The sequence below is a fragment of the Neobacillus sp. BF23-41 genome, from assembly GCF_041106275.1.
The window spans coordinates 301,827-327,032 of the sequence record NZ_JBGBPR010000003.1; the positions used below are offsets into that span (position 1 = coordinate 301,827).

27 protein-coding genes are annotated in these 25,206 nt (G+C 38.9%); 4 read left to right on the forward strand and 23 right to left on the reverse strand.

The annotated features are described in order from the left end of the window. Nucleotides 1–38 precede the first annotated feature (38 nt). Nucleotides 39–1,145, reverse strand: coding sequence for a ribosome biogenesis GTPase YqeH (gene yqeH / locus AB7942_RS07365; RefSeq protein WP_369446343.1), 1,107 nt, complete (start codon nt 1,143–1,145; stop codon nt 39–41). A gap of 3 nt (nt 1,146–1,148) precedes the next feature. After that, complete coding sequence (locus AB7942_RS07370) at nt 1,149–1,664, reverse strand: YqeG family HAD IIIA-type phosphatase (protein ID WP_088089054.1); 516 nt, start codon at nt 1,662–1,664, stop codon at nt 1,149–1,151. Between the two features lie 474 nt (nt 1,665–2,138). Between AB7942_RS07370 and AB7942_RS07375 the strand changes: the two genes are divergently transcribed. Then, nucleotides 2,139–2,279, forward strand: coding sequence for a sporulation histidine kinase inhibitor Sda (locus AB7942_RS07375; protein ID WP_088089055.1), 141 nt, complete (start codon nt 2,139–2,141; stop codon nt 2,277–2,279). A gap of 72 nt (nt 2,280–2,351) precedes the next feature. Here the strand turns inward: AB7942_RS07375 and AB7942_RS07380 are convergent, their stop codons facing one another. Further along, on the reverse strand, nt 2,352–3,137 hold the full coding sequence (locus AB7942_RS07380) for a phosphatidylserine decarboxylase (RefSeq protein WP_369446344.1): 786 nt from the start codon (nt 3,135–3,137) through the stop codon (nt 2,352–2,354). Nucleotides 3,138–3,266: 129 nt separating this feature from the next. Here AB7942_RS07380 and pssA point away from each other — a divergent pair, with 129 nt between their 5' ends. Both pssA and sigK read left to right on the forward strand, forming a co-directional pair. Continuing rightward, on the forward strand, nt 3,267–3,806 hold the full coding sequence (gene pssA, locus AB7942_RS07385) for a CDP-diacylglycerol--serine O-phosphatidyltransferase (RefSeq protein ID WP_088089057.1): 540 nt from the start codon (nt 3,267–3,269) through the stop codon (nt 3,804–3,806). A 240-nt stretch (nt 3,807–4,046) separates the two neighbouring features. Next, entirely contained in the window at nt 4,047–4,760 is a 714-nt protein-coding gene (sigK, locus tag AB7942_RS07390; RefSeq protein WP_066257756.1) for an RNA polymerase sporulation sigma factor SigK, read from the forward strand. A gap of 205 nt (nt 4,761–4,965) precedes the next feature. On the opposite strand, the gene AB7942_RS07395 is transcribed toward sigK, so the two are convergent. Then, entirely contained in the window at nt 4,966–5,934 is a 969-nt protein-coding gene (locus AB7942_RS07395) for a F510_1955 family glycosylhydrolase (RefSeq protein WP_369446345.1), read from the reverse strand. Between the two features lie 35 nt (nt 5,935–5,969). Continuing rightward, on the reverse strand, nt 5,970–6,650 hold the full coding sequence (locus tag AB7942_RS07400; protein WP_369446346.1) for a response regulator transcription factor: 681 nt from the start codon (nt 6,648–6,650) through the stop codon (nt 5,970–5,972). A gap of 191 nt (nt 6,651–6,841) precedes the next feature. Between AB7942_RS07400 and AB7942_RS07405 the strand changes: the two genes are divergently transcribed. Further along, the gene (locus AB7942_RS07405) at nt 6,842–8,641 is read left to right on the forward strand and encodes a M3 family oligoendopeptidase (RefSeq protein WP_369446347.1); all 1,800 of its coding nucleotides are present in this window, start codon (nt 6,842–6,844) and stop codon (nt 8,639–8,641) included. 455 nt (nt 8,642–9,096) lie between these two features. On the opposite strand, the gene AB7942_RS07410 is transcribed toward AB7942_RS07405, so the two are convergent. From AB7942_RS07410 to alaS, 18 genes are all read right to left on the reverse strand, one after another. Next, nucleotides 9,097–9,237 carry a YrzI family small protein gene (locus AB7942_RS07410; RefSeq protein ID WP_098934402.1) on the reverse strand — a complete coding sequence of 47 codons (141 nt, stop codon included), beginning with the start codon at nt 9,235–9,237 and terminating at the stop codon, nt 9,097–9,099. Between the two features lie 40 nt (nt 9,238–9,277). Further along, nucleotides 9,278–9,418, reverse strand: a complete 141-nt coding sequence (locus AB7942_RS07415; RefSeq protein WP_088089062.1) for a YrzI family small protein — start codon at nt 9,416–9,418, stop codon at nt 9,278–9,280. A gap of 191 nt (nt 9,419–9,609) precedes the next feature. Then, nucleotides 9,610–9,738 carry a hypothetical protein gene (locus AB7942_RS07420; RefSeq protein WP_256942456.1) on the reverse strand — a complete coding sequence of 43 codons (129 nt, stop codon included), beginning with the start codon at nt 9,736–9,738 and terminating at the stop codon, nt 9,610–9,612. A gap of 163 nt (nt 9,739–9,901) precedes the next feature. Beyond that, the gene (locus tag AB7942_RS07425) at nt 9,902–11,035 is read right to left on the reverse strand and encodes a bifunctional cystathionine gamma-lyase/homocysteine desulfhydrase (protein WP_088089063.1); all 1,134 of its coding nucleotides are present in this window, start codon (nt 11,033–11,035) and stop codon (nt 9,902–9,904) included. 1 nt (nt 11,036) lies between these two features. Further along, on the reverse strand, nt 11,037–11,960 hold the full coding sequence (locus AB7942_RS07430) for a PLP-dependent cysteine synthase family protein (protein ID WP_369446348.1): 924 nt from the start codon (nt 11,958–11,960) through the stop codon (nt 11,037–11,039). Between the two features lie 17 nt (nt 11,961–11,977). After that, entirely contained in the window at nt 11,978–12,673 is a 696-nt protein-coding gene (gene mtnN / locus AB7942_RS07435; RefSeq protein ID WP_098934403.1) for a 5'-methylthioadenosine/S-adenosylhomocysteine nucleosidase, read from the reverse strand. Nucleotides 12,674–12,989: 316 nt separating this feature from the next. Next, nucleotides 12,990–13,685, reverse strand: coding sequence for a DUF1510 family protein (locus AB7942_RS07440; protein WP_369446349.1), 696 nt, complete (start codon nt 13,683–13,685; stop codon nt 12,990–12,992). Between the two features lie 114 nt (nt 13,686–13,799). Next, nucleotides 13,800–15,560, reverse strand: a complete 1,761-nt coding sequence (locus AB7942_RS07445; protein WP_369446350.1) for a peptidoglycan D,D-transpeptidase FtsI family protein — start codon at nt 15,558–15,560, stop codon at nt 13,800–13,802. 76 nt (nt 15,561–15,636) lie between these two features. After that, nucleotides 15,637–16,113, reverse strand: coding sequence for a transcription elongation factor GreA (greA, locus tag AB7942_RS07450; RefSeq protein WP_335440225.1), 477 nt, complete (start codon nt 16,111–16,113; stop codon nt 15,637–15,639). A 163-nt stretch (nt 16,114–16,276) separates the two neighbouring features. Beyond that, nucleotides 16,277–16,912, reverse strand: coding sequence for a uridine kinase (udk, locus tag AB7942_RS07455; RefSeq protein ID WP_088089069.1), 636 nt, complete (start codon nt 16,910–16,912; stop codon nt 16,277–16,279). Nucleotide 16,913: 1 nt separating this feature from the next. Next, entirely contained in the window at nt 16,914–18,185 is a 1,272-nt protein-coding gene (locus AB7942_RS07460) for a peptidase U32 family protein (protein ID WP_369446351.1), read from the reverse strand. A gap of 14 nt (nt 18,186–18,199) precedes the next feature. Further along, nucleotides 18,200–19,129: a peptidase U32 family protein gene (locus AB7942_RS07465; RefSeq protein WP_369446352.1), complete on the reverse strand. Its 930-nt coding sequence runs from the start codon at nt 19,127–19,129 to the stop codon at nt 18,200–18,202. Continuing rightward, on the reverse strand, nt 19,126–19,776 hold the full coding sequence (locus AB7942_RS07470) for an O-methyltransferase (protein WP_369446354.1): 651 nt from the start codon (nt 19,774–19,776) through the stop codon (nt 19,126–19,128). The genes AB7942_RS07465 and AB7942_RS07470 overlap by 4 nt, the downstream gene beginning before the upstream one ends. Before the next feature lie 300 nt (nt 19,777–20,076). Further along, nucleotides 20,077–21,201, reverse strand: a complete 1,125-nt coding sequence (gene mltG, locus AB7942_RS07475; protein ID WP_369446355.1) for an endolytic transglycosylase MltG — start codon at nt 21,199–21,201, stop codon at nt 20,077–20,079. A gap of 193 nt (nt 21,202–21,394) precedes the next feature. Beyond that, nucleotides 21,395–21,709: a DUF1292 domain-containing protein gene (locus AB7942_RS07480; protein ID WP_369446356.1), complete on the reverse strand. Its 315-nt coding sequence runs from the start codon at nt 21,707–21,709 to the stop codon at nt 21,395–21,397. 12 nt (nt 21,710–21,721) lie between these two features. Then, nucleotides 21,722–22,138 (reverse strand): Holliday junction resolvase RuvX, encoded by a 417-nt coding sequence (gene ruvX, locus AB7942_RS07485; RefSeq protein ID WP_088089075.1) that lies wholly within the window; start codon nt 22,136–22,138, stop codon nt 21,722–21,724. Between the two features lie 3 nt (nt 22,139–22,141). Beyond that, nucleotides 22,142–22,408 carry an IreB family regulatory phosphoprotein gene (locus tag AB7942_RS07490; protein ID WP_066257787.1) on the reverse strand — a complete coding sequence of 89 codons (267 nt, stop codon included), beginning with the start codon at nt 22,406–22,408 and terminating at the stop codon, nt 22,142–22,144. A gap of 113 nt (nt 22,409–22,521) precedes the next feature. Further along, a complete protein-coding gene (alaS, locus tag AB7942_RS07495) occupies nt 22,522–25,158 on the reverse strand; it encodes an alanine--tRNA ligase (protein ID WP_369446357.1) in 2,637 nt (878 codons plus the stop codon). Between the last annotated feature and the right edge of the window lie 48 nt (nt 25,159–25,206).

The following is a 25,206-nucleotide window of genomic DNA, read 5'->3' on the forward strand; positions in this document are numbered from 1 at the left end:
ATGTCAGCACGTGAAAACCTGACCTTAAAGATATCTATTTATATTAAGGATTTTCGAATTAATGCTTGTACACCTTTTGGTACATAGGCAGCTACTTTTGCACCCGCCTCATTTACGGTAATCCAACCAAGTCCTGAGAAAACGATATCCGTTTTTGCTTCTTTCACAATAAATTCCTGTTTCACAAGCTCAGGAAAAGATTCTAATTGTTCCATACGAGGCGGTGTCAGCATTTCCCCCACATGCTTTTCATAGAGTTCGTCCGCATTCTCGATTTTGGTCCTGTGAATATTCAATTCATTGGAAACATAACAAACAAAGGATCTACGGCCGCCACTAATATAATCAAAGCGGGCCAAGCCGCCAAAGAATAAGGTTTGTCCTTCATTCAATTGAAACACTTTTGGCTTGATTTCTTTTTTGGGGGTGATAATTTTTAAATCCCTCTTATCAACATAATGCGCCATTTGATGATGGTTGATAATACCTGGCGAATCAATTAATGATTTTTCATCATCAAGTGGAATTTTGATAATATCCAACGTCGTTCCCGGAAAATGGGAGGTGGTAATAACATCGGATTCTCCTGTTACTTCTTTAATGATTCGATTGATAAACGTAGATTTTCCAACATTAGTACACCCAACCACATAGACGTCTTTACCATTTCGGTGTTCATCAATGGCCGCCGCCGTTTCCTTAACAAATAAGCCTTTCGCAGCACTTACAAGGAATACATCTTCTGGCTTTAACCCCAGTTCTTTGGCTTCATGCTTCATCCAGTGAATTAGCTTACTATGCTTCACAGATTTAGGCAATAAATCCACCTTGTTTCCAACAAGAAGCACTTTATTGTTTCCTACAAAACGGTGTAAACCTGGAAGCCAGCTGCCATTAAAATCAAAAATGTCAACAATCATCACGATTAAGGCATCCGACTTTCCCATTTCATTTAATATTTTTAAAAAATCATCGTCGGTTAAGCTAACATCCTGAACCTCATTATAGTGCTTAAGACGAAAACATCGCTGGCAAATAATCATTTCTTTTTCCAAGGCCGATGTTGGGGCGTATCCTAGATCCTCTGGGTTTTCTGTTTGGACCTTTACTCCACAACCCATACAAATATGTTGATGTTCACTCACACATTAATCCTCCCATTGAAGCATACCTTTTTTTCGAAACCAATTTAAAATTCTTCTCTCGGCAAAGCGGTTAAATTTTGTAAAAAACCCGTCAGTCTGAGCAACAGGGACAACCAGGATCGTATGAAAACCACCCCGGTTCCCGCCAAGTACATCTGTCAGTAACTGATCTCCAATTACCACTGCCTCTTCTTTTCTAATTCCCATTTGTGAAATGGCCTTGTGAAAGGCAATGGCAAACGGCTTCCTAGCCCTAAAAATAAAGGGGATTTTTAAAGGATCAGAAAAGGCTTTGACACGTTCTTCATTATTATTAGAAACAATTGTCACGAGGATATTATGTTTTCTAATTTCATCAAACCATTTGATTAATTGAGGAGTGGCATAGGGGCGATCCCATTCCACTAACGTATTATCCAAATCAGTAATGATCCCCTTAATCCCTTTTGCATTCAACTGTTCAGGGGATATATCAAGAATGCTTTTAACATGTTCATTCGGTAAAAATTGTTTTAGCACTAAGCTTACACCTCATTGAATTCTAAATATAATCGTTCAATATTTTTTTCTTGTACAATCATAACCAATTTTAACCTTTGTTTCAAAGATTAAATGTAATTTGTTTATAGTCTTATTATTCATCAAAAACTGATAATACATGATTTTAAAATATTATTGCTTTTTATATGAGCGCCTAAATCTTTCTAAAATAGGATGAGATTAAAAAAATCAAAAAATATTTTTCGACAAAAATCTTCATTTCACACCTTTGTGGATAAAGTTATTAACATTATACCCATTGAATCATACACATTTCATCATTTTATAAACAAAGTAATCACAAGTTATCCACCAGAAGCTGTGGATAGTTAGAACGATTGTTCTATAGGAATAAATTTGGTAGATTTAGGGTACACCAATTGAACATACCATTTTATGCTTATGGTTCATATAATAGAACAATTTATTTTCAAATCGGAGGTGGATTCTGCCGTGCGGAAACTGTCAGATGAATTATTAATTGAGTCATATTTTAAAGCAAGAGAATTGAACTTAAGCCCTGATTTTATTGGACTTATTGAGTCAGAAATGCTCAGACGCTCCTTATACCATAAAATAAAAATTTCATCATAAAATTAGCAATAGCTCTATAAGGGCTTTTCTTTTTGTCTAGCCTCAAGACCAAGTCTCTGAGGCTGTTTTTTGTTACTGATTTCTCAAAACCCCAAGTTTTTCTCCAACCTTAATGTCCTTAGGGGTCTGAACGTTTGAATCCATTTGAAAAATATCTTTTTCGAATAACAGGACTACGGTCGAACCAAAACTAAAATAAGCCATTTCGCCGCCCTTCACTAATTCTGATCCCTTGTGTGTGGTTTCAATTGAATTAACAAACATAGCCCCAACCTTTACGATTGCAACATGCCCATAATCCGTTTTCACTTCAGTTATCACTCGATAATTCTTGGCGAGTGTTCGAACCCCATATTTTAGCCCCAGCTTATTGACTGGATATGATTTTGAACCAAGCGTCCATTGTTTGGTGACGATTCCATTGACAGGGCTGTGAATACGATGATAATGACTTGGGCTTAAATAAAGGATCATGTATGTACCATTTAAATACTTGGCTAATAGTTGTGGATTTCCCAGCATTTCTTCAATGGAATACGTCTTTCCTTTGACATGAATATCACTCGTCTCTTTAATCGGACCCACATCTTCGATAACCGCATCCACCGGACTGACAACTGAATTCTCACCTTTATCAATTTCTCTTGCATCCTTTTTCAATGTCCTGACGAATAAATCATGAAGAGTAGGATATTCTGACAAGTCCTTCTCCATTTCTTCTAGATTTAAATGATAAATCTTTGCAAAGGATGGTACCACGAAACGACTGACATGTGAACGAGCAAACCTTCTTAAAATTCCTGATGTCCACCTTCCATTTGTTAACTCAATCAATAGACGATAAAAGCCTTGGATCATCTAACTACCCCCAAATAGTGTAAAAATACTCTTTACGAAAAGACATAAAACACTTAAAATTAAATAATATAGAATGAATGAAAGAAATTAATTTACCTTCCGGCTTGTAAGAAAGGAGTGGTGTGGAGCATGTTTTTATTAGACGTACTAGATCAAACAATAAAAAAACTCAAATCACAAACAGCTAATGTTATCACTTTAACAAACTTATCATTGGGCGGTTTTGCCATTGTATTCGGGCTTCATGGGAATTTGAGATTAAGCCTGCTGTTAATTTTTATTGCCGCATTGGCCGATCGTTTTGACGGAATGATTGCACGAAAATTTAATATTGAATCTGAGTTAGGAAAACAATTGGATTCCATGAGTGATATTATATCATTTGGCGTAGCACCTGCACTATTACTATATCAAGGAATTTTACATGAATTTGGCGGACCGGGTTCATTTTTTACCGTTTTCTACATCGGTTGTGGCGCCTTCAGATTAGCACGCTTCAATATAACGGAAAGCAATGGTTATTTTACTGGTCTACCAATTACAGCAGCAGGATGCTTGGCAACCTTAAGCTTTTTAGCCATTCCCTATATCCCTTCCCAAACATTCTTATTTATCATCATCATTCTATCATTCCTAATGGTCAGTCCATTTAAACTGAAAAAAGTATAGAAATAGCAAGAAAGCACCAACCAGTCCTTGGTTGATGCTTTTTTTATAAGGATCTGTTAAAGGTTATTATTGATTTTGGCACATGTTGATTGGAGCGGAAATCAACAGCCAAGTATAAAGAGCCTTTTATAATAAAATTCCTACTTAAATAAAAAAGTTTATGGACAGACACAATTTCCCTTTTCCTTCATAGGAATTAATAATAGGCGAATAAGCCAAAAAAGACGGGGGTAGATGTGGATGTCTGGAATCTTAACAGCTCTCGGATATTTAATGAAGGAATTCTTATTTCTTGTTTCCTATGTAAAAAATAATGCCTTTCCTCAACCCCTATCTGCCGCAGAAGAAAGAAAATATCTTCGATTGATGGCAGAGGGAGATTCCCATGCGCGCAATATGTTAATTGAACACAACCTAAGATTGGTCGCGCATATAGTAAAAAAATTCGAAAACACTGGGGAGGATTCGGAAGATTTAATATCAATCGGAACCATTGGGTTAATTAAAGCGATTGAGAGTTACTCCGAGGGGAAAGGAACAAAGCTCGCCACCTATGCCGCACGTTGTATTGAGAATGAAATTTTAATGCATTTACGAGCTCTTAAGAAAACAAAAAAAGATGTTTCCTTGCATGATCCAATCGGTCAAGATAAGGAAGGAAACGAAATATCATTAATCGATGTGCTTAAATCAGAATCAGAAGATGTGATTGATACGATTCAGCTAAACATGGAACTGGAGAAAGTAAAAAAATATATTGAAGTGCTGGATGACCGAGAAAAGGAAGTAATCATCGGGCGATTTGGTCTTGACCTACAAAAAGAAAAAACACAACGGGAGATTGCCAAAGAATTAGGAATATCACGAAGTTATGTTTCAAGGATTGAAAAACGTGCCTTAATGAAAATGTTCCATGAATTCTATCGAGCCGAAAAAGAGAAGAAGAAAAAATAGAAACGCACGCTTCCTTTGCGCGGCGTATGGACTGGAGCGCTTCGACTGAGATAAAGGAAACACGGAGAGCGTAGCGATCCGATGTTGACTTATCGTAGGGAGAAGAGCGAAGTCCATTAGCCGCTGGGCGCTGGAGCTAGACAGTTATCTAAGTTCAAAATTTTATATTTTTTTCTTTTAACCTAAAAAAAAACAGAGCTAAAGATTATTTCAGCTCTGTTTTTCCATTTTGTAAAGGATTATTCCACTTCATTCCACCATCAATAGATTCATATACATCATTCTTATAAGTAGTGAAGGCGATTTGCTTCGGATCTCTTGGATTAATCGCTAAATAAGTAATTGGATTATCATAATCAAGGAATGGGAAAGCGATATTCTTTTGTTCTCCAGTTGCAGGATTGATTGTTTTTAATAGTACTTTTTCGTTTTCCACACTTGAAAATAAAATCGAGTCTCCACTAAATGTAAGTGCCGTAACCATAAATGGATCTGTAATTTGCTTCATAGTGTTCCCATTGTCGTTCGAATAAAAAATACCAGACCTTGTCGACATCGCGATAATATTGCCATTTTTCGGATGAACCGCGATCATCCCAAATGAATCCGCGTTAAAATCCTTTAATGCACTTTTTTTCCACGTCGCTCCATTATCCAGAGAATAATTCACGCCTTGACCCAGTTTTCCATTAGGTTCTTCGTTTATTACATAAAGACCTTTTCCTGAAAAACTCGCACCCACGAAATGGAAGAGCGACTGATTATAAAAGGATAATTTCTTGAGGGTTTGTCCTTTATCAACACTCTGAATTACACCGAGAGGGTCCTTAAGACCCGATCCTTTTTGAGGTTGACCACTTGCGATAAAACCAGCACTTATAGCTTGAAAGCCAAAGTAATCATGTTGGTTCGTTGTTGTTTCATACCATTCAGAACCATTATACATTTTTAGGCCGTCATCTGTAGCTACGTACAAAGCAAAATCATTTCCTGGATAGCCAATACCCAGAATCTGACCTACTTTTAATGATTTCGCCTGGATAATATCAAAGTTTACTTTTGCTATCTTTTCCTGTTCTGGTTTCTGTTCTTGGCTTTTATTTGTGCAGCCTAAGGCCAAAATCAGCATGATTCCTGTCAAAATAGCAAGATAGACTTTCATTGTAATCTTCACTTTTTTCCCTCCATATTAAACTATGAGGTATTCATTTATGAATCCTTATCCATCCACTTATACCCCAGTCCCCATACGGTTGTCAAATAATCGTCAACAGGAAATCCCGTTTTCCGTAATTTATCCCGTAAATTCCGAACATGGGAATCAATCGTCCGGTCTTCTGTTGGAGCAGCATAGCCCCATATCGTCGTCAATAGATGTTCCCGGGTAAACACTTTGTTATGATTCTTTAGTAAAAGCGCTAATAAAGAAAATTCCTTTGGTGTGACAGGTATATGCTGATTCTTGTATGAAACATCAAAAGAATCCTCGTTTAATGAAAGACCATTAAAGTCAATGAATGCTGGATGACCTGTTTGTCTTCTTAAGACAGCGTCGATACGAGCCGTTAACTCCTCTTCGTCGAAGGGTTTAGAAATATAATCATCAGCACCCATTTTTAGGCCTTTAACAATATCATTTTTTTCACTGCGTGCGGTTAGCATAATGATCGGGATGTCCCAGTTTTTTCGAATCTCCTTACATGCTTCCCACCCGTCCATTTCGGGCATCATAACATCTAACAAGATTATATCTGCTTTCTCCTTTTCCAAGTAACAAATTGCCTTGAGAGCGGAAGACATTTTAATGCAGGTATACCCTTTGGGAGTTAAATAAAGAGAAAGTAAATCTAACATTCTTGTTTCATCATCAACGAGCAGTATTTTTTTCACTAGTTTCCTCTCCCGTATATTAATTCTTGGATTAAATTATACTACATACGGTTGAAAAACAAATTTGAACATTAGGTGAATTACTTTTTTATTCCCTTTTGCATTCCATCCTTCGGGAAGCGTAATGTATAGAATTTTTAGAAAAATAACTATATAATAATGAAAGTACATAAATAAAGGAGGTATATTGAATGACAGCCACTCCATATTCGGATGTGTGGGACCTGGAAATAATTTTTAAAGGCGGCAGTGATTCCAAAGAATTTGCAGACCACTTAACCCTTACTTCAGAGTTAATTGATCTTTTCCAAGCAAAAGCTAGCAGTTGGACTCCACTCAATACAACTGAGGATTCAAAATTCCTACAAGAGTTACTTGAAGACTTTGAGCATGCCGCCAAAAAGCTTCGTCAAGCCGGTGCCTTTGTTGGATGTTTGCAGGCACAAAATACCGAAGACAAGAAAGCATATAACCTGGAAGCAAGAGTGACCAGTTTAAGTGCTGCTTTCCAAACTGCTCTTGGTAGATTTGATAGCTTATTAACAACAATCAACGATGACGTTTGGGTACAGTTGTTAGCAGATGAAAAACTCAAAGTGCTCTCTTACATATTAAATGAACGACGAGATCGTGCAAAAGATAAGCTCTCTAAAGAAGAAGAAGCTATTATCAGCGCCCTTGGTGTGGACGGTTACCATAGCTGGGGTCAACTGTATGATTTAATCGTTGGAAAAATTAAAATCTCATTTAACGAAAATGGCAAAGAGAAACTACTCTCTGTCGGGCAGGCTTTCAACAAATTTTCCAGCCCAGACAGGGAAATTCGAACAGCTATTTTTGAAAATTGGGAAAAAGCTTGGGGAGATCAAGCAGACATCTTGGCTAAAACACTTAATCATCTTTCTGGTTTCCGTTTAAATGTCTACAAAAAGCGTGGCTGGGAGGATGTTTTGAAGGAACCGCTTAGTATTAACCGCATGGAAAAGAGAACGCTGGAAACAATGTGGACAGTTATTTCGGAAAATAAACAAATGCTGGTTAAATACCTAGAGCGTAAAGCTACGCTGTTAGGACTTGAAAAATTAAGTTGGTATGATTTAGATGCTCCATATGGAAAAACAGCCTCAAAGGTTTCTTATCAAGAAGGTGCTGAATTTATCGAACAGAACTTTGCTATCTTTGGTGAGAAAATGGCTTCATTTGCTCAGAAGGCGTTTAAAGAACAATGGATCGAAGGAGAAGATCGCCCTGGAAAAGCACCTGGCGGCTTTTGTACTTTCTTCCCTGAAAGTAATCAATCCCGTATTTTCATGACTTATTCAGGCACTCCATCTAACGTCTCAACCCTCGCACATGAACTGGGACACGGATTCCATACATTCGCAATGAAGGGTGTTCATCATCTCAATCGAAATTATGCGATGAACGTTGCTGAAACCGCCTCAACCTTTGCCGAAATGATTGTAGCTGACGCGGCAGTGAAGAATGCGAAGGACGAAGAAGAAAAGCTCGTTTTATTAGATGATAAAATCCAAAGAACGGTTGCACTATTAATGAATATACATGCCCGTTTCTTGTTTGAAACGCGTTTTTATGAAGAAAGAAAGCAAGGTCCTGTTGCAGTAGAACGGTTGAATGAACTGATGCTTGCCGCACAAAAAGAGGCATATAGCAATGCTTTGGAAGAATATCATCCGTTATTCTGGGCTTCGAAGCTCCACTTCTTTATAACCGGTGTTCCATTCTATAACTTCCCATATACATTTGGTTATCTTTTTTCACTTGGTATCTATGCTCAGGCTCTTGAGGAAGGCAGGGGCTATGAAGATAAGTACATTGCCTTGTTAAAGGATACAGCCTCAATGTCGGTCGAGGACCTAGCGCAGAAACATTTACAAGTAGATTTGACGCAACAGGACTTTTGGGAGAAGGCAGTCCGTATTTGTCTTGATGATATTAATGAATTCTTGGCTTTGACTGAAGATAAATAAGATGAAAAAATAAAGCATCGACCGATTATTTTGGTCGATGCTTCTTAATTATTCCACACTAATTTCAGCTGAAATAACACAGCCGATTGCCGCAGTAATGACGATAGCCATCACAACCATGAACATACTCTCCACCCCTTAGATAGATCCTGTTCTTTCTAATATGAATTTATCATATTTTCACAGGAACTAGCTTAAGGAAATGTGGAGATTTTGTTAACAAACACTTATGGCTATTAGCAATTCGATTTCAATATGATATCATTATGACCCTTTTTTCTTTGGTATAAAAAATAGCGACAATAATAAAATATGCAGCGGCATGATTGTTACCTCCTAAATTTTATGACTAGCTAGGTGGTATCCTTCGAAACCCAGAGACTAGCGCCACGACCTTGCATTAGTAAAAACAACATATTTAAAACCACCTTTCTAATCAGCAAATTTTTTTCTAATTACATACCACGGTACATAGATGCTTGACGGTCTTTGTTTTGTTCGTAGAGCTTCTCAACCATTTCTTGATGAATAGCTTCTTCCGTGCTTACTTTTCGTTTCTTAATCGTAATTGAAAAGAAGATTATATTTAGCGTCATTTCTGTTCACTTCCTTATTTCATTCATTAATTATTTCCACTTACATATATCGATACATGGAAATTTGCCTATCCTTGTTTTGTTCATAAAGCTTTTCAACCATTTCCTGGTTTACTGCCTCTTCAAGACTCACTTCAAGTTTTTTAAAAGTAATTGAAAAAAAGAATATATTTAGGGTCATGATTAACCACCTCCTTTAAGTAATCATTTGTAGTGAAATCGCAACAAATTCAATTTATGCTGTACATATCCAAAATGCTCGTAAAAAGGGCACAAAAAGGCCGCAGAAGAGTATCCCTGCGGCTCTGGTTTTTTAGGCACAAAAATACCGCAAGACGTCATTCTCCCTGCGGCATGGATATGTATAGTAACTTAATTTAAAATTAAGCAATCCATTCCAGACTGGTCGAATGTTTGATATTCATATTCAATTGTTGCGATCATTCCAGTTGCTGATACCATTCCGTTTAACGCCATCGCTCCAGTTAATGTAAACATCATTTTCTTCGACCTCCTTTTTTGGAATTTTTTACTTACTACGGTAATTATATCCACACACAAATCCTATGTAAACCTTTTTATGGAAATTTTTTTAAAATTAATTCAAAAGCCCAAAAAGGTGTCAGGCACCATGTGAATTTTTCACATGGTGCCTGACACTCAATCATTTTAATGCATTCTCTAGGTCTTCAATAAGGTCTTCTACGTCTTCTAGGCCTACTGAGATTCTTACTAGGCCATCGGTAATCCCTAGTTCAGCTCGGCGCTCTGCTGGAATTGACGCATGGGTCATCCTTGCTGGTACTGAGATTAAGCTTTCAACTGCTCCAAGGCTTTCTGCCAAGGTAAAATATTTCACTTTACTAAGTAATTTGTCTGCATTTTCGGCACTCCCGACATCAAACGAAACCATACCGCCAAACCCTCTTGTTTGTTTTTTAGCGATCTGATGATTAGGATGGGTTTCAATTCCTGGGTAGTAAACTTTTTTTACATTTGTGTGCCCTTGTAAAAATTCCACAATTGCTTTCGTATTTGCTTCCATCTCTTCCAAGCGAATTCCGAGTGTTCTAATTCCGCGAATTAACAGCCATGAATCTTGCGGACCCAAGATCCCACCGGTAGAATTTTGCACAAAATGGAGCTCCTCAGCAAGCTTTTCACTATTTACCACAGCTAAACCTGCGACAACATCACTGTGCCCGCCAAGGTATTTTGTGGCACTATGCAAGACAATATCCGCCCCAAGTTCGATAGGGTTTTGCCAATATGGCGTCGAAAATGTGTTATCAACAATAGTTAAAAGATTATGTTCTTTTGCAAGCTTTGCGACTGCTTCAATATCAGTAATCTTTAGAAGCGGGTTTGTAGGTGTTTCTAAATGAATGGCTCTTGTATTTGGTCGAATCGCGCTTAATATCGTTTCAGATTTACTTGTATCCACAAAGGTAGAGTCAATTCCCAATCGATTCAATACTTTCGTCATTACCCGAAACGAGCCGCCGTAAACATCATCAGTTAAGATCACATGATCCCCACTGTTAAACAGCATCATCACAGCTGTCATAGCTGCCATTCCAGAGCCAAAGGCAAATCCAGCCTTGCCTCCTTCAAGTTCTTTGATCAATTCCTCAAGCGCATGTCTGGTCGGATTTCCTGTTCGTGAATATTCGAAGCCTTTATGCCCGCCGACACCTTCTTGCTTAAATGTACTCACTTGATAAATGGGAAAGGTAACTGCACCAGTAGCTGGATCGTTACTAATTCCTCCATGAATTAATTGCGTTTTTCTTTTCATTTTAAATTCCTCCTTCAAAAATCTTCTTACTTAAGTAACGCTCACTGCCGTCTGGAAAAATAACCACAATATTTGTTCCAGGCATTGCCTTTTCTGCCTCTTTAAGTGCAGCATAAAAAGCGGCACCAGAAGAACTGCCGACTAGAAGTCCTTCCTTTACAACTAATTCCTTTACATGGTTGAAGGCTGTCACATCCGGAACAGTATGGATTGCATCAAAGTAGTCCGGGTCCATATACCCTGGCAAGAACTCCATTCCGATGCCTTCGGTCCGATGCGGACCAGATTCCCCGCCATTTAGGATCGATCCTTCCGGTTCAACGATAACCGTTTTAACTGCTTTTTTATGGTCCTTTAAATACCGAGCAGTCCCCATAAATGTTCCGCCTGTACCTGCGCCAGCAACAAATATATCAATTTGACCGTCCATTTGATCCCAAAGTTCAGGGCCAAGCGTTTTATAATACGTAGCGGGGTTAGCAGGGTTGGCAAATTGCTGCGGGCAATAAGACCCTGGAATTTCTTTTAGAAGCTCCTCAGCCTTTGCAATCGCGCCCTTCATCCCCATTTCTGTTGGCGTGTGAACGATTTTGGCCCCTAGTGCTTTCATCAGCTCTTGCTTTTCGATACTAAACTTTTCAGGAACACATAATATTACTTGAATTCCTTTGTTTATAGCCGCAAGCGCTAGGCCAATCCCGGTGTTCCCTGCCGTTGGCTCAATAACTGTTCCGCCCGCCTGCAATCTCCCACTTGAAAAAGCTTCGTTTAACAGTTCGATCCCAAGGCGGTCTTTTACACTGCCTCCAGGGTTCATAAATTCTAGTTTTGCAAAAATACGAACTCCCTCAGACAAAGGAAATTGTGTTATCTCGACAATAGGTGTATGCCCAATTAGTTCATGTACATTTTTGTAAACCTTCATTTTTCCACCTCTACTAACTATCGTAAAGCTGCCACCATCTTCATAACTAATGTCGCAGAATTAGTTGCCGCTTTATCGATAAATTGGTCAAAAGAAACTTCAGATTCTTTTCCAGCAATATCAGAAAGTGAGCGAATAATGACAAAAGGTACTCCAAAACGATGAGCTACTTGTGCGATTGCCGCTGCTTCCATTTCCACGGCTTGCAGGTCATGAAATTTTGACCGGACAAAATCGACACGGACAGGGTCCTCCATAAAGGAATCTCCAGTGACAATTAGGCCTTTAACAATTTGGAAGTTTTCAAGTTCTGATGCTGCTGCTTCTGCGACTGTAATTAATTTTTCGTCCGCTAAAAAGGCAGCTGGCAACTGCGGAACCTGGCCATATTCATAACCAAAAGCAGTTACATCTACATCATGATGGCGAACCTCCGTTGAAATAACGGCATCTCCTACATTTAGTGCAGGATTAAAGCCACCAGCAGACCCTGTATTGATAATGCAATCAGGCTTATATTTCTCAAGCAGAATAGTAGATGACATGGCAGCGTTGACCTTACCAATTCCAGAACGAAGCAGAATGACATCCACTCCATGCATTTTTCCAAAGGTAAATTCACAGCCTGCTATAGTTTCCTGTGTTTGATTGTCGATATTATCTCTAAGTAAAGTTACTTCTTCTTCCATTGCTCCAATGATTGCGATTTTCATACTGTGACCTCTTTCTTGTATTCATAATTATTATCAGATTTACTGCTTATAATCTTCCTCGGAACCATACATTGTATCCGCAAACACTATTCTACCGCTTTTGATAAAAGCATGCTACAATGTGCTGCACCTTCTTACATATTCACTCCTAATTGAATACATCAATCCTATAAGTATACTATGGGTTCGTGAAAAACCTGTTCCCAACTTATCATATTTTACAAATTCGTCAATATTTTCGTTGTGAGAATGCCTCGAAATGTCTAAAATACCGCAAAAAACCTCTCGAGATTTCGAGAGGCTTTTTCAATATCGATTACTGATTTAATTCAGCCAGTTCTTCTACCTTAGTAGGTTTCCAACCTTGACCATCAACCCATTGGAGATATACATTAAACTTTTGCTGTTTATCCTTTGAAGCGACGGTGCCAAACGAGCCATTTGTTGTAGATCTATCTCTTCCCAGCCAATAAACGGTCATATTACCTTTATCTAAACCAGTTGCATAAGAAATGGCATTCAACATTTCTTGCCAGTCAGCCGAAGACTGGTCATAAACTGGAGTATGCTCGCCTGTTTGCGATGTACCAACAGGTTGCCAAGCAGGATTTTCAGTTGCTTTTACCACATTCGAATTGCCGTCTCCCTCTGTCACCACAGCCTGTGATTCATCTGCATCTTCCGGTGTCGCAGTATCCTCCGATGCGGAAGAATCCTCTGTTGTCGCAGCATCTTCACTTAGTTCTTCTTCGGCAGCAGGATCAGTTACACTGTCATCGTCATTTGTAGTGACAGTTTCAGACTCTTTTTGTTCATCTTTATTTTCCTTTTGCTCTGTTTTTGTACTTTCCTTTTTTGGTGATGCATTGTCATTTCCAGTAGCAAAGATATTATATGCGACAAAAATAATTAGTAAGAGCACAACGATAATTAAACTATTTAAGACGATATTGGTCTTTTTTCTTTTCGAACGGTAACCTGAACGCGAATTAGAATTCAAATCATTAGTCAAATTAATTCCCTCCTAAAATAAAATACGGAAGCTCCCTTGGTACAGGAGCCAGACATTTATAGACTCTCAATATTCTAACATGATTTTATGAGAACTTGAAGGAAAAAACATTACCTATTGCATCCCTTTATCTTTTTCATACAGCATTTTAACCATATCAGCAAACAACAAATTTACCCCGCCCTCTGAATCTAGGACATCCAAATTCACTGCCACAAGTACATATTTTGGATTCTCATAAGGAAAGTAACCAGCGAACCATTTATTATGCAACTGCCTGCCTGCTTCATATTTTCCTGTTTCAGCTGTGCCTGATTTTCCTGCTACCTCATAAGGCAAGTCCTTAAACCATCTTCCTGTGCCGTTCGGGTTCAAGACAACTTCCCGCAATAACTTTTGCAACTTCATCGCGGTATAGGGAGAAATGGTATCTCCCTTGAAGCTTTGCTCCGGAAAATTAACCATCGTCGTACCGTTTTTGTATTCAATTTTTGATACGACCCTAACCATCTCTTTTTCACCACCTCTTGCGATCGTCGCCATCATATTAGCGACGGCTAAAGGGGTAGCCCGTACTTCATGTTGTCCAATTCCAGACATCGCGGCGAAATTAGCGTCCTTCCTAGCGTCCTCAGAAAGAAACACTCTTCCTTTATCCTCATCCGCGAGCTGTTTAAAATCATTCGTATGATAGATATCCCCCTGCCAGCCAACCAAACCGGTAAGCGACAATTTTTCTGCATAATCTTCTAAAAGGTTGGGATTCATTTTTTGTAATTCACTAGCTAGCTCTCCAAAGGTACGATTACAACTTCTTGCAAAGCTATTCGTGAAATCCAACATTCCATAATTGTATATTAACTCTGGTTTACCATTGATTTTCTTACTACAATCAAATAGACGCTTCGGGTCATCAAGATTATGGTCTATCGCCGCAGCCGCTACAACCGTTTTGAAAACTGAGCCCATTATCTGTTGTTTCAACATCATATTTGTTATTCCAGCACCATTGTAGGGGTCATTTTTATTAATCGTTGGCCGCGAGACAAGTGACAAGACGCTATTATCCTGAATATTAAGGAGAACCAAGCCCCCTTTTTTTATCTGATAGTGGTCAACTAAATTCTCCGCTTTTTGTTGAAGTGTCCTATCCAGGGTTGTCCGAATATTGACAGGATAAAACGGATTTGCCGGATCTACATATCTTACATTAATTCCAAAAAGCGGTGCACCACCGCCGTCTACATGATAAACCAGCTTTGATTTACCTTCAGGGAGCAGGAATTCATCAAAACTTTCCTCCAGCCCTGACACGCCAATTAAGGTTTTCTCCGACAATTCCTTACTCGGATATCGCTTCTTTAACTCTTTAGAATTTTCACCTGTCATCCCAAGCAACTGTTCCGCTGGTACTTGGGCACGTTCAAACTTTTTTTCTATCGCAAATACACCAGGTATTTTTAAGCTATTGATTCTTTCCATTTGTGAACTAGTAAGTTCATATGGTTCAGGGTCCCCATAGGCAAAAGGCTTTTTCGCCCCTTCAACAGCCATTTTAAGGACAGTTACTGGTATTCCAGAAATACTTGAAACCTTGTCGGTCTCCCAATCCATTTTTTTTAAAAAGGGAAAAAGGACAAGAACTGCCACCTTTTTATGCGTGAGCATTGCACCATTTCGGTCAAGAAAGTTACCTCTGCCATTATCAATTACCAGTTCTTGAGTTCTTTGTTTGACACTTTCTTCAAGTAAATTTACGTTATGTTTAGAAAAGGTTTCTGTCTCAATTAACTGAATTTGCATTAAACGTACTAAAAGCAACAACAAACCTGTAATAGAAATAATAAGCCACCCAATGGCTCGTCTTCGCCACATAAAAAACACCTCGTCAAAAGTTTTGACGAGGTTTTCTCATTTCAAACAATATTCAAAAGAATAGTTATAATTTCGATTATTTAATGCTGACGATACGGACGCTCATTTCACCGCCGGGAGTTTGAACCGATACTTGGTCACCTACTTTTTTACCTAAAAGGCTTTTGGCGATTGGTGAATCGTTTGATATCTTCCCTTCAAATGGATCAGCTTCAGCGCTTCCAACAATGGAATACGTTTCTTCATCCCCATCTGGGAGCTCAACAAATGTAACGGAACTTCCTAATGTTACAGAGTCACTCGCCATAGCGGCTTCTGCAATAATCTTCGCATTGCGAACCATATTTTCTAAAGTTGTTATTCGCCCTTCAACAAAAGCCTGTTCTTCTTTCGCAGAATCATACTCAGAGTTTTCAGATAAATCCCCGAAACTTCTTGCGATTTTAATTCTTTCAACCACTTCTTTACGTTTCACTGATTTTAAGTATTCAAGTTCTTGAACAAGTTTTTCTTTACCTGCTTGTGTCATTGGAAATACTTTCTCTGCTGCCAAAACCCTCACTCCTTCTAGTCATTAAGAATTGTGTATGTAAAATATGTAATATTATGCCAATCGGCATAATAGATAGTAGCGCGTCCTTTAATAAAAGGGCGCGCAACAAAAATAATTTTTCCAGTCTGAATTTTTCTATTTAGACTTGTCTTTTGCTATTGTTTCATAAAATTGACTTTTGTTCAAGAATTGTTTGAATTTTTGTGACCATTAAATCAATCGCCACATGGTTATGGCCGCCTTCAGGGATAATAATATCTGCATATCTCTTCGTAGGCTCAATAAATTGGTTATGCATCGGACGAACAACATTTAAGTATTGGTCAATGACAGAATCAAACGTCCGCCCGCGATCTCTAATATCACGAGTCAAACGGCGGATTATTCTTAAATCAGCATCTGTATCAACGTACAACTTGATGTCCATTAAATTCCGGAGCCGCTCGTCCTCAAGTACTAAGATTCCCTCTAAAATAATAACATCTTGGGGTTGAACTGGAATCACTTTGTCTGAACGGGTGTGAATTGAATAATCATAAACCGGTTTTTGAATCGTCTCATAGCGTAAAAGCTTTTCGATATGTTCAATCAGTAAGTCGTTATCAAAGGCAAGTGGATGATCGTAATTTGTTTTTAAACGTGCTTCAAATGGTAAATCACTCTGGTCCTTATAATAATAATCCTGTTCTAGCACCAAAATGGAATGATCTTTCAAACTTTCATAAATTGCTTTTGTTACACTGGTTTTTCCGGAGCCGGAGCCGCCGGTTACACCAATAACAACGGGTTTGCGCATCATGCTAGTTCTCCTTTCGCATCATGTTGTTAGGGTAGACCGGTTTGTCCACTTTAAATTGTACAATTTGAAGTGGATGTCTTGCTGCGTCCAATTCAATACCTTTTTCATCCCAGATTTTATCAATGACATGGGTAAAGTTTTGTATCTCAGGTCCGAAAAACTCTACTTCTTCCCCTGGTTTAAAATGATTACGTTGTTGAAGTGTAACCATTTTTGTTTCTTCGTCATAATCCAGAACAAGGCCTACAAATTCAAAATTTGTCTTCTTGCTATGATTACCAAACATTTGCTCTTTATACCCTGGCACACCTTCAAAAAATGCAGGAGCCGTTTCCCGGTTTGCACATTTGTCGAGTTCCAATAGCCAGTCTTTCTGAATGACAAAATTCTCAGGATCCGCGCAATAGGCATCGATCACTTTCCGATAAACACTGACAACGGTTGCGATATAATGAATCGATTTCATTCGGCCTTCGATTTTCAAACTATCGATACCTAGTTCGATCATTTGTGGAATGGCTTGAATTAGATTAAGATCCTTCGGGCTCATTGCAAACGGTGCGTCACCTTCTTCAAAAAGGGCAACTTCCTGCTTGCTGCCTTCTAACTTGTAAAGGTCATAATCCCAGCGGCATGATTGACAGCAGCCACCGCGGTTCGAATCCCTTGCAGTCATATGGTTGCTCAATGTACAACGTCCGGAATAGGCAATACACATCGCCCCATGAATAAAGGTTTCAATCTCAACATCGACCTTTTCTTTCATTTCTCTAATTTCTTCTGCACTTACTTCACGTGCCAAGACAACACGTTCTGCCCCTGCCTCTTTCCAAAACTGGGCAGCTTTCCAGTTGGAGAGTGATTGCTGTGTGCTTATATGGATTTCAATTTCCGGAGCAAGACGGCGGCAAGTTTCAATAATTAACGGGTCAGCGACAATTATTCCCGCAATCCCAGTTTCCTTCAACCCAAGGATATATTCATCTAAACCGTCCAAATTTTCATTATGAGCGAAAATGTTGGTGGTCACGTAAATTCTTGCTCCGTATTCTCTTGCAAACTCCACGCCTTCCTTCATTTCTTCGAAGGTAAAGTTATCGGCATTTGAACGAAGTCCATATTCTTGGCCGCCGATAAATACGGCATCTGCACCATAATGTACAGCAATTTTTAATTTTTCAAGATTACCTGCTGGAGCAAGGAGTTCCGGCTTCTTAACAATGACACGTTTTCCGTCAATAATTTCAGAAATGTTATCTTTAACTGTATTCACAGCTGAACCCCTCCTTAATAAACCGTCTCTTTGAAATAAAATCCTGTATCTAATGAACGATTGGCCGGCTGAATTTCTTCAATTGCCGCTAACAACTCGTCCTTTTTATCTTCATAAGCGTCCGGATCTTCGCTAAACAAATCAATTGCTTCACGGTAAGCCTTAGTTACTGCAAGAATATATTCAGAGCTTTTTAGGATTCCGTCGATTTTAAACGAGTCGACACCCGCTTCAAGCATCTCTTGAAGTTCATCAATGATACAAATATCATTTGGACTCATAATATGTGTACCGTTTTCGTCTTCAAAGATTGGATATTTATTTTCTCGTTCCTTATCATGTAAGAACATGTTTTCTTGCATATTTCGATTTTCAATTTCCATTACTTTTCCTTGGTACTCATAATAATTTCCTAGCAGCGAACGTTTGGATTGGAACATACAGCTCATGCCGTGAACCTGCACTTCGATTTCCACTTCCGCATTTTCTTTCATTTCAACGATCGCATCCATATTAATTTCTCGTGCTAACACTGCCCGTTTCGCACCTTTTCTACCCCAATAATTGCAAGTGTACCAGTTTGTTCCTGTTGTTTCGGTACTCCAGTGCAGTTTCATATCTGGGGCAACTTCTCTTGCCGTCATTAAAACAGCCGGATCACCAAAAATGATCGCATCAGCCTTTGACGCTGACACAAATTGAATATACTCGCCGAGCTCTTCAATTTTTTCATTATGAAAAATCGCATTCATGGCCACATATACTTTTTTCCCTTTTGAGTGGGCTAGTTCGATCGCCTTTTGGACATCTTCTCGGTTAAATTCCCCTGCAAGTCGTAAGCCATACCGTTGTTCACCGACCACAAACGCGTCTGCACCAGCTTCACATAATGGCAAGATATCATTGACAGTCAAAGGAGTTACCAGTAATTCTGATTTTTTCATATCCTATCACCTCTCCTTTTGCTTATCGCAACCCCGTCCCCGACGGGCAGTATAACAGAATCAAAATCTGGATGATTCATTAACCATTGGTTAAATTCATCTATCTTTTTGACGAGATTCCTTATTCTTTTTGTTTCAATTACAGGTTCTGCAACCAGGCCTTTAAACAAAACATTATCGGTAATAATTAGACCATTATCCGTTAGATATTTAGAATAAATTTCAAAAAACTTTTTATATTGACCTTTCGCTGCATCAATAAAAATCGCGTCAAAAGAGGCATGTCCACCTACGGCATCCTCAACCTCTAGTGCATCACCCTTGATTAAAGTGATTTGATGACTATGTTCCGAACGACTGATAAACTGTTCAGCCAAGTGTATACGGTCCACATCGCGCTCGATTGTAACAATTTGGGCATTTGGGAGCGCCTCTGCCATTCGTAAAGCAGAATAACCTATCGCTGTTCCCACCTCAAGTATTTTCTTTGAATCTTGAATTCGTAATAATTGCAGCATCGTTTCTATACCTGACAGTTCCATAATAGGAACATTATGAACACTCGCATAGTTTTCCATTTCTGTAAACAATAGATTTCGTTCAGAAATAAGACCTTCAATATAAGAATGCAGCTTCTCATTTAACAAGCTGCCCTCACCTCTATCCCTAATAAGAATTGCGCTTGGGCTAGCAATTCTCTAAGTCAAATACTTTTATTATCTCTATAGATAAAACTATTTAGACATGAAAAAATAGCGTTCACAGTAATCTTCAGCATTAACGGGTAGAATTCCGACATAATGCGTTCCAGGCAGCTATGGCCAGGTTACCTTACTGTGAGTTACGCTATGGATCATTTATTAAAACACTTGAACTATTTTAACATAGATCAGTATAATATTTCAATAGAAAAACGGAGGAATGATAACATTTCCTCCGTAATGCAATTAATTTTTACTTGTAATATGCTTTGCTTTTTCCTTATTATGCTCTTCCAGAGTTTTTGTAAAAATAACATCACCATCTGCCGTTGCCAAGAAATAATAATAGTCAGTCTTCTCAGGCTCAAGTGATGCTTCAATCGAAGATTTTCCGGCATTGGCAATTGGACCTGGAGGTAGACCCTTATTTTGGTATGTGTTATATGGTGAATCCACTTCAAGATCTTCATATAACACCCTTTCCTTGTGTTTCCCTTGAGCATAGAGAACGGTCGGATCGGTTTGGAGCATCATACCCTTTTCGATCCGATTATAAAAAACACTCGCAATCGTTTTACGGTCCGCTTTTTCGGTCGCTTCCTCTTCAACTAATGAGGCCATGGTTAATAGTTGATGAACAGATAGCTTTTTTTTCTTACTTTGCTCTGAATAGGCAGATACAATCGTCCGGGTTTTATCAAGCATAGCAGTGACCATTTCTTCAACAGAGGGATTATGTTTGTAGAACGGATAGGTCGCCGGGAATAAATAACCTTCCAGTGGATATTTTACTGAAGAATTTAAGATTTCCTCGGTTAATATATCCGGATATTTAGCCATTAGCGTTTTAATAAATTCTTTGTCATTTAATTTATTAAAAACAACATCTTCCTTCTGTTTGGTTGCTTTCGCCATCATGGCCGCAATTTCTTTCAGTTGTTTTCCTTCAGGAATGGTAATTTTGAAACTGGCCTTAGCCAGTACCTTACCGGTTTTTAGACGGCTAACGATTTCGGGGACATCCATGGAAGGACTTAGTTGATACTCCCCTGCCATAAACCCGCCTTCATTCTTTAGCTTTACATAATATTTAAATACTTTTGCACTTTTTATGACCCCACTTGATTCTAACTTTTCGCCGATACCTGTGACTGATGAGCCAATCGGAATATCCACTGTTTTCAGTTTCTTACTGCCTGCGTCAACAGGATTAAGTGCTGATTCTATGTACAAATATCCTCCACCACTAATTAAAACTATTAATAATAGCAATATAATTGAAATAATCAAAACAATTTTTCTGACAACTTTTGCTTCGTTTTGATGTTCAAGCATTTTTTTACGGATAATATCTTTTTTGTCTGTTGTCATTTGACTCCCCCTTCCCTTTATACCAACGCAGATCTAGGTTTTGTAAACTACTAATGTGTAACATTAAAAAAATAGACATCTTAATTATTTCAGCACATAGTAAGAAAAATGTCAATTTAACAATAAATTTGTCAGTTTTTAATACAGTAAAGACAAAAAAACCGGCTATTAAATCAGCCGGTTTATCCATATTCTATTCTTCTTCCGCTGCTTGGTCCTCATTGAAGGTATTGAACACTTCTTCAACCATGTCCCATTCCTCGTCCGTTTCAATTTGCAATAACGGACCATATCCGCCATCTTCCGTAGGAATATAAGCGTAAACATGAATATCAACATCTTCTTCATCATCATCAAAAGATCCTACAGGATAAAAGAATACATAAGATTTTTCGAACTCATCAGAATCAAAAGTAAAAAGCACTTCATGTAATTGTTCGTTACCATTTTCGTCTACTAGTGTAATAAATTGTTCTTCATCATGTTCGTGTTCGTGATCATGTGCCATTTCTTCACCTCATTAATTTTTACTATCCAGATAGCCTTGCAGGATCATCACTGCAGCCATCTTATCAATTACTTTCTTACGTTTTTTCCGACTTACATCGGCTTCAAGTAATACGCGCTCAGCTGCCATTGTTGTTAGACGCTCATCCCAAAGGACAGTAGGCACTGCAAATTTACTTTCAATTTCTCTTGCATATTGCATACTCGCTTCTGCGCGCGGTCCAATCGTCCCGTTCATGTTCTTAGGCAGACCGATGACAACCGTATCTACTTGATACTCTTTTATTAATTGACCAATTTCCTCAAAACCAAACACATTTTTTTCTTCATTGATTTTGAGAGTTGTAAGGCCCTGGGCAGTCCAGCCAAATTCATCGCTTAAAGCGACACCGACTGTCTTAGTGCCTACATCTAAACCCAATACGCGCATTCATTAACCCTCTCGCTGTTGTTTTAGATAGGATTTCACTAATTCTTCAATAATTTCATCTCGTTCAAGCTTGCGAATAATATTGCGGGCATCGCGATGACGCGGAATATAGGCAGGATCTCCTGATAAAAGATAACCAACAATTTGGTTGATCGGATTGTAGCCTTTTTCCTGCAAAGCTTCATAAACTTGAAGAAGAACGTCATTGATATCATGCTCAAACGGTTCTTCAGGAAAATTAAATCGCATCGTTTTGTCAAATGAGCTCATTGCATACACCTCGCTTTTTATTTGAGGAGAGAATTGTATTGTCTAGCGGAAGCGCCTGGGCACTTCCGCTTTTTAGCTTAGTTACCTACATTTTACACTACTTTGTCCTATTATCAAATGGATTTTACCCATTCATCAACGAATTGAAGTGCAGCATCCAGTTTTTCCGGATCCTTACCACCTGCTTGAGCCATGTCAGGACGACCGCCGCCGCCGCCGCCGCAGCGAGAAGCAACTTCTTTGATCAACTTTCCAGCATGATAACCTTTTTCAATTAAATCCTTGGTCACTGCTGCAATTAAGTTAACCTTTCCTTCATGGGCACTACCCAGAACAATTACGACCGAGCCCAGTTTTTGCTTCAAATCATCAGCCATATTTCTTAAGTTATTCATATCAGCACCTTGAACATTTGCTGCTAACACGGTTACCCCATCAATTTCTTTCGCCTTTGATACGAGATTTCCGGCTTCGATATTTCCAAGTTTTGTTGAAAGAGATTCGTTTTCTCTGTGAAGTTGTTTGATTTCTAGCATTAAACTATCAATTCTATTAACAATTTCTTTCGGATTGGTTTTTAGTTTCTCAGCTGCATCCTTTAACAAGCTCACTTGCTCATTTAATGATTTGTAAGCTGATTCACCAGTTACCGCTTCTATCCTTCTCGTTCCAGCACCAATTCCGCCTTCAGAAATAATTTTAAACAACCCAATCACAGATGTATTTGGAACATGGCAGCCGCCGCAAAGCTCTAAGCTATAATCGCCAACTCTTACTACACGGACAATATCGCCATATTTTTCTCCAAAAAGAGCCATTGCCCCCATTTCTTTTGCTTCAGCAATTGGCTTTAAGCTGATGTCAAGCTCGATGTTTCTCCAGATTTTTTCATTGACGATTTTCTCGACTTGTTCAAGTTCTTCTGGTTTAATTTGACCAAAATGCGAAAAGTCAAAGCGGAGACGATCTGGTTCTACAAGGGAACCAGCTTGGTTCACATGTTCGCCTAGAACGTCTTTTAAGGCTTGGTGTAACAAATGGGTCGCTGTATGGTTTTTAATAATCTTCACACGGTTTTCAGCATCAACTTCAGCTGTCACCTTGTCGTTCGTTGTTAAGGTTCCTGATTTCACAACTACTTGGTGAAGGTTTTGACCATTTGGTGCTTTTTGAACATCCTTAACCGTTATGCTAGAATCTACACCTGTTATCAAACCACGGTCAGCAATTTGCCCGCCGCTCTCTGCATAAAACGGTGTCACATCTAGAATTAACTGTACTTCCTCACCGCTCGATGCTTTGTCGACAAGTTCACCATTTTTAATGATTGCTGCCACAGTAGAATTCGTTGTAAGTTCGTCATAGCCGACAAACTTACTTTCGACCTTAACATCTCTAAGGACACCGCCTTGGACCTGCATCGAGTCGACATCTTGTCTTGCTGCCCGGGCACGCTCACGCTGTTGCTCCATTTCTACTTCAAAGCCTTCATGATCAACCTTCATGCCCTCTTCTTCAGCATATTCCTCTGTTAATTCAACCGGGAACCCATATGTGTCATAAAGTCGGAAAATATCCGCACCAGTGATGGTTTCACTCCCTGTCTCTTTTTCCTTCTTAATCACAGTTGCTAAAATCGCTAAGCCTTCATGAAGTGTTTCATGGAAGCGTTCTTCCTCACTTTTGATGACTTTTTGAATAAAATCGGTCTTGTCTTTCACTTCTGGATAGAAATCATCCATGATTTCGCCTACGACAGGAACGAGTTCAAACATAAATGGACGATTAATATTAATTTGTTTAGCATACCGAACAGCCCTGCGAAGTAAGCGGCGCAGTACATAGCCACGACCTTCATTTGAAGGCAATGCCCCATCGCCGACTGCAAAGGCAACCGTACGAATATGGTCTGCAATTACTTTGAAGGCAACATCGGTCTCTTTGTTCTGTCCGTATTTTTCGCCGGCAATCTCTTCTGTTGCACGAATAATAGGGATAAATAAATCTGTATCAAAATTGGTAGGGACGTTTTGAACAACGGAAGCCATTCGTTCTAAGCCCATCCCCGTATCAATATTTTTCTTTGGCAGCGGTGTATAGGTACCATCCGGGTTATGGTTAAATTGAGAAAATACTAGGTTCCAGACTTCAAGATAACGGTCATTTTCTCCACCTGGGTAGAGTTCAGGATCCGTAGGATCATCTCCATACTCTGGACCGCGGTCATAGAAAATTTCTGTATTCGGGCCGCTTGGACCTTCACCAATATCCCAGAAGTTCCCTTCAAGACGAATAATGCGCTCTTCTGGCAGACCAATGGTGTTATGCCAAATTTCAAACGCTTCGTGATCTTCAGGATGGATCGTAACCGAAAGAAGTTCTGGATCCCAGCCAATCCATTTCTCAGAAGTTAAGAACTCCCATGCCCATTCAATAGCTTCTACTTTAAAATATTCACCGATTGAAAAGTTACCGAGCATTTCAAAGAATGTATGGTGGCGGGCTGTTTTTCCGACATTTTCAATGTCATTGGTTCTGATAGATTTCTGCGCATTTGTAATTCTAGGATTTTCAGGAACGACACGTCCATCAAAATACTTCTTTAAAGTTGCAACCCCACTGTTAATCCATAATAGTGATGGATCATCATGCGGCACAAGTGATGCACTCGGTTCAATAGTATGACCTTTTTCTATACTAAAAAACTCTAAAAACATCGAACGAATTTGAGAACCTGTTAAATTTTTCATTTTTAGACCTCCCTTTTTTATAAAAAAGCATACAAAAAAGCCCTCATC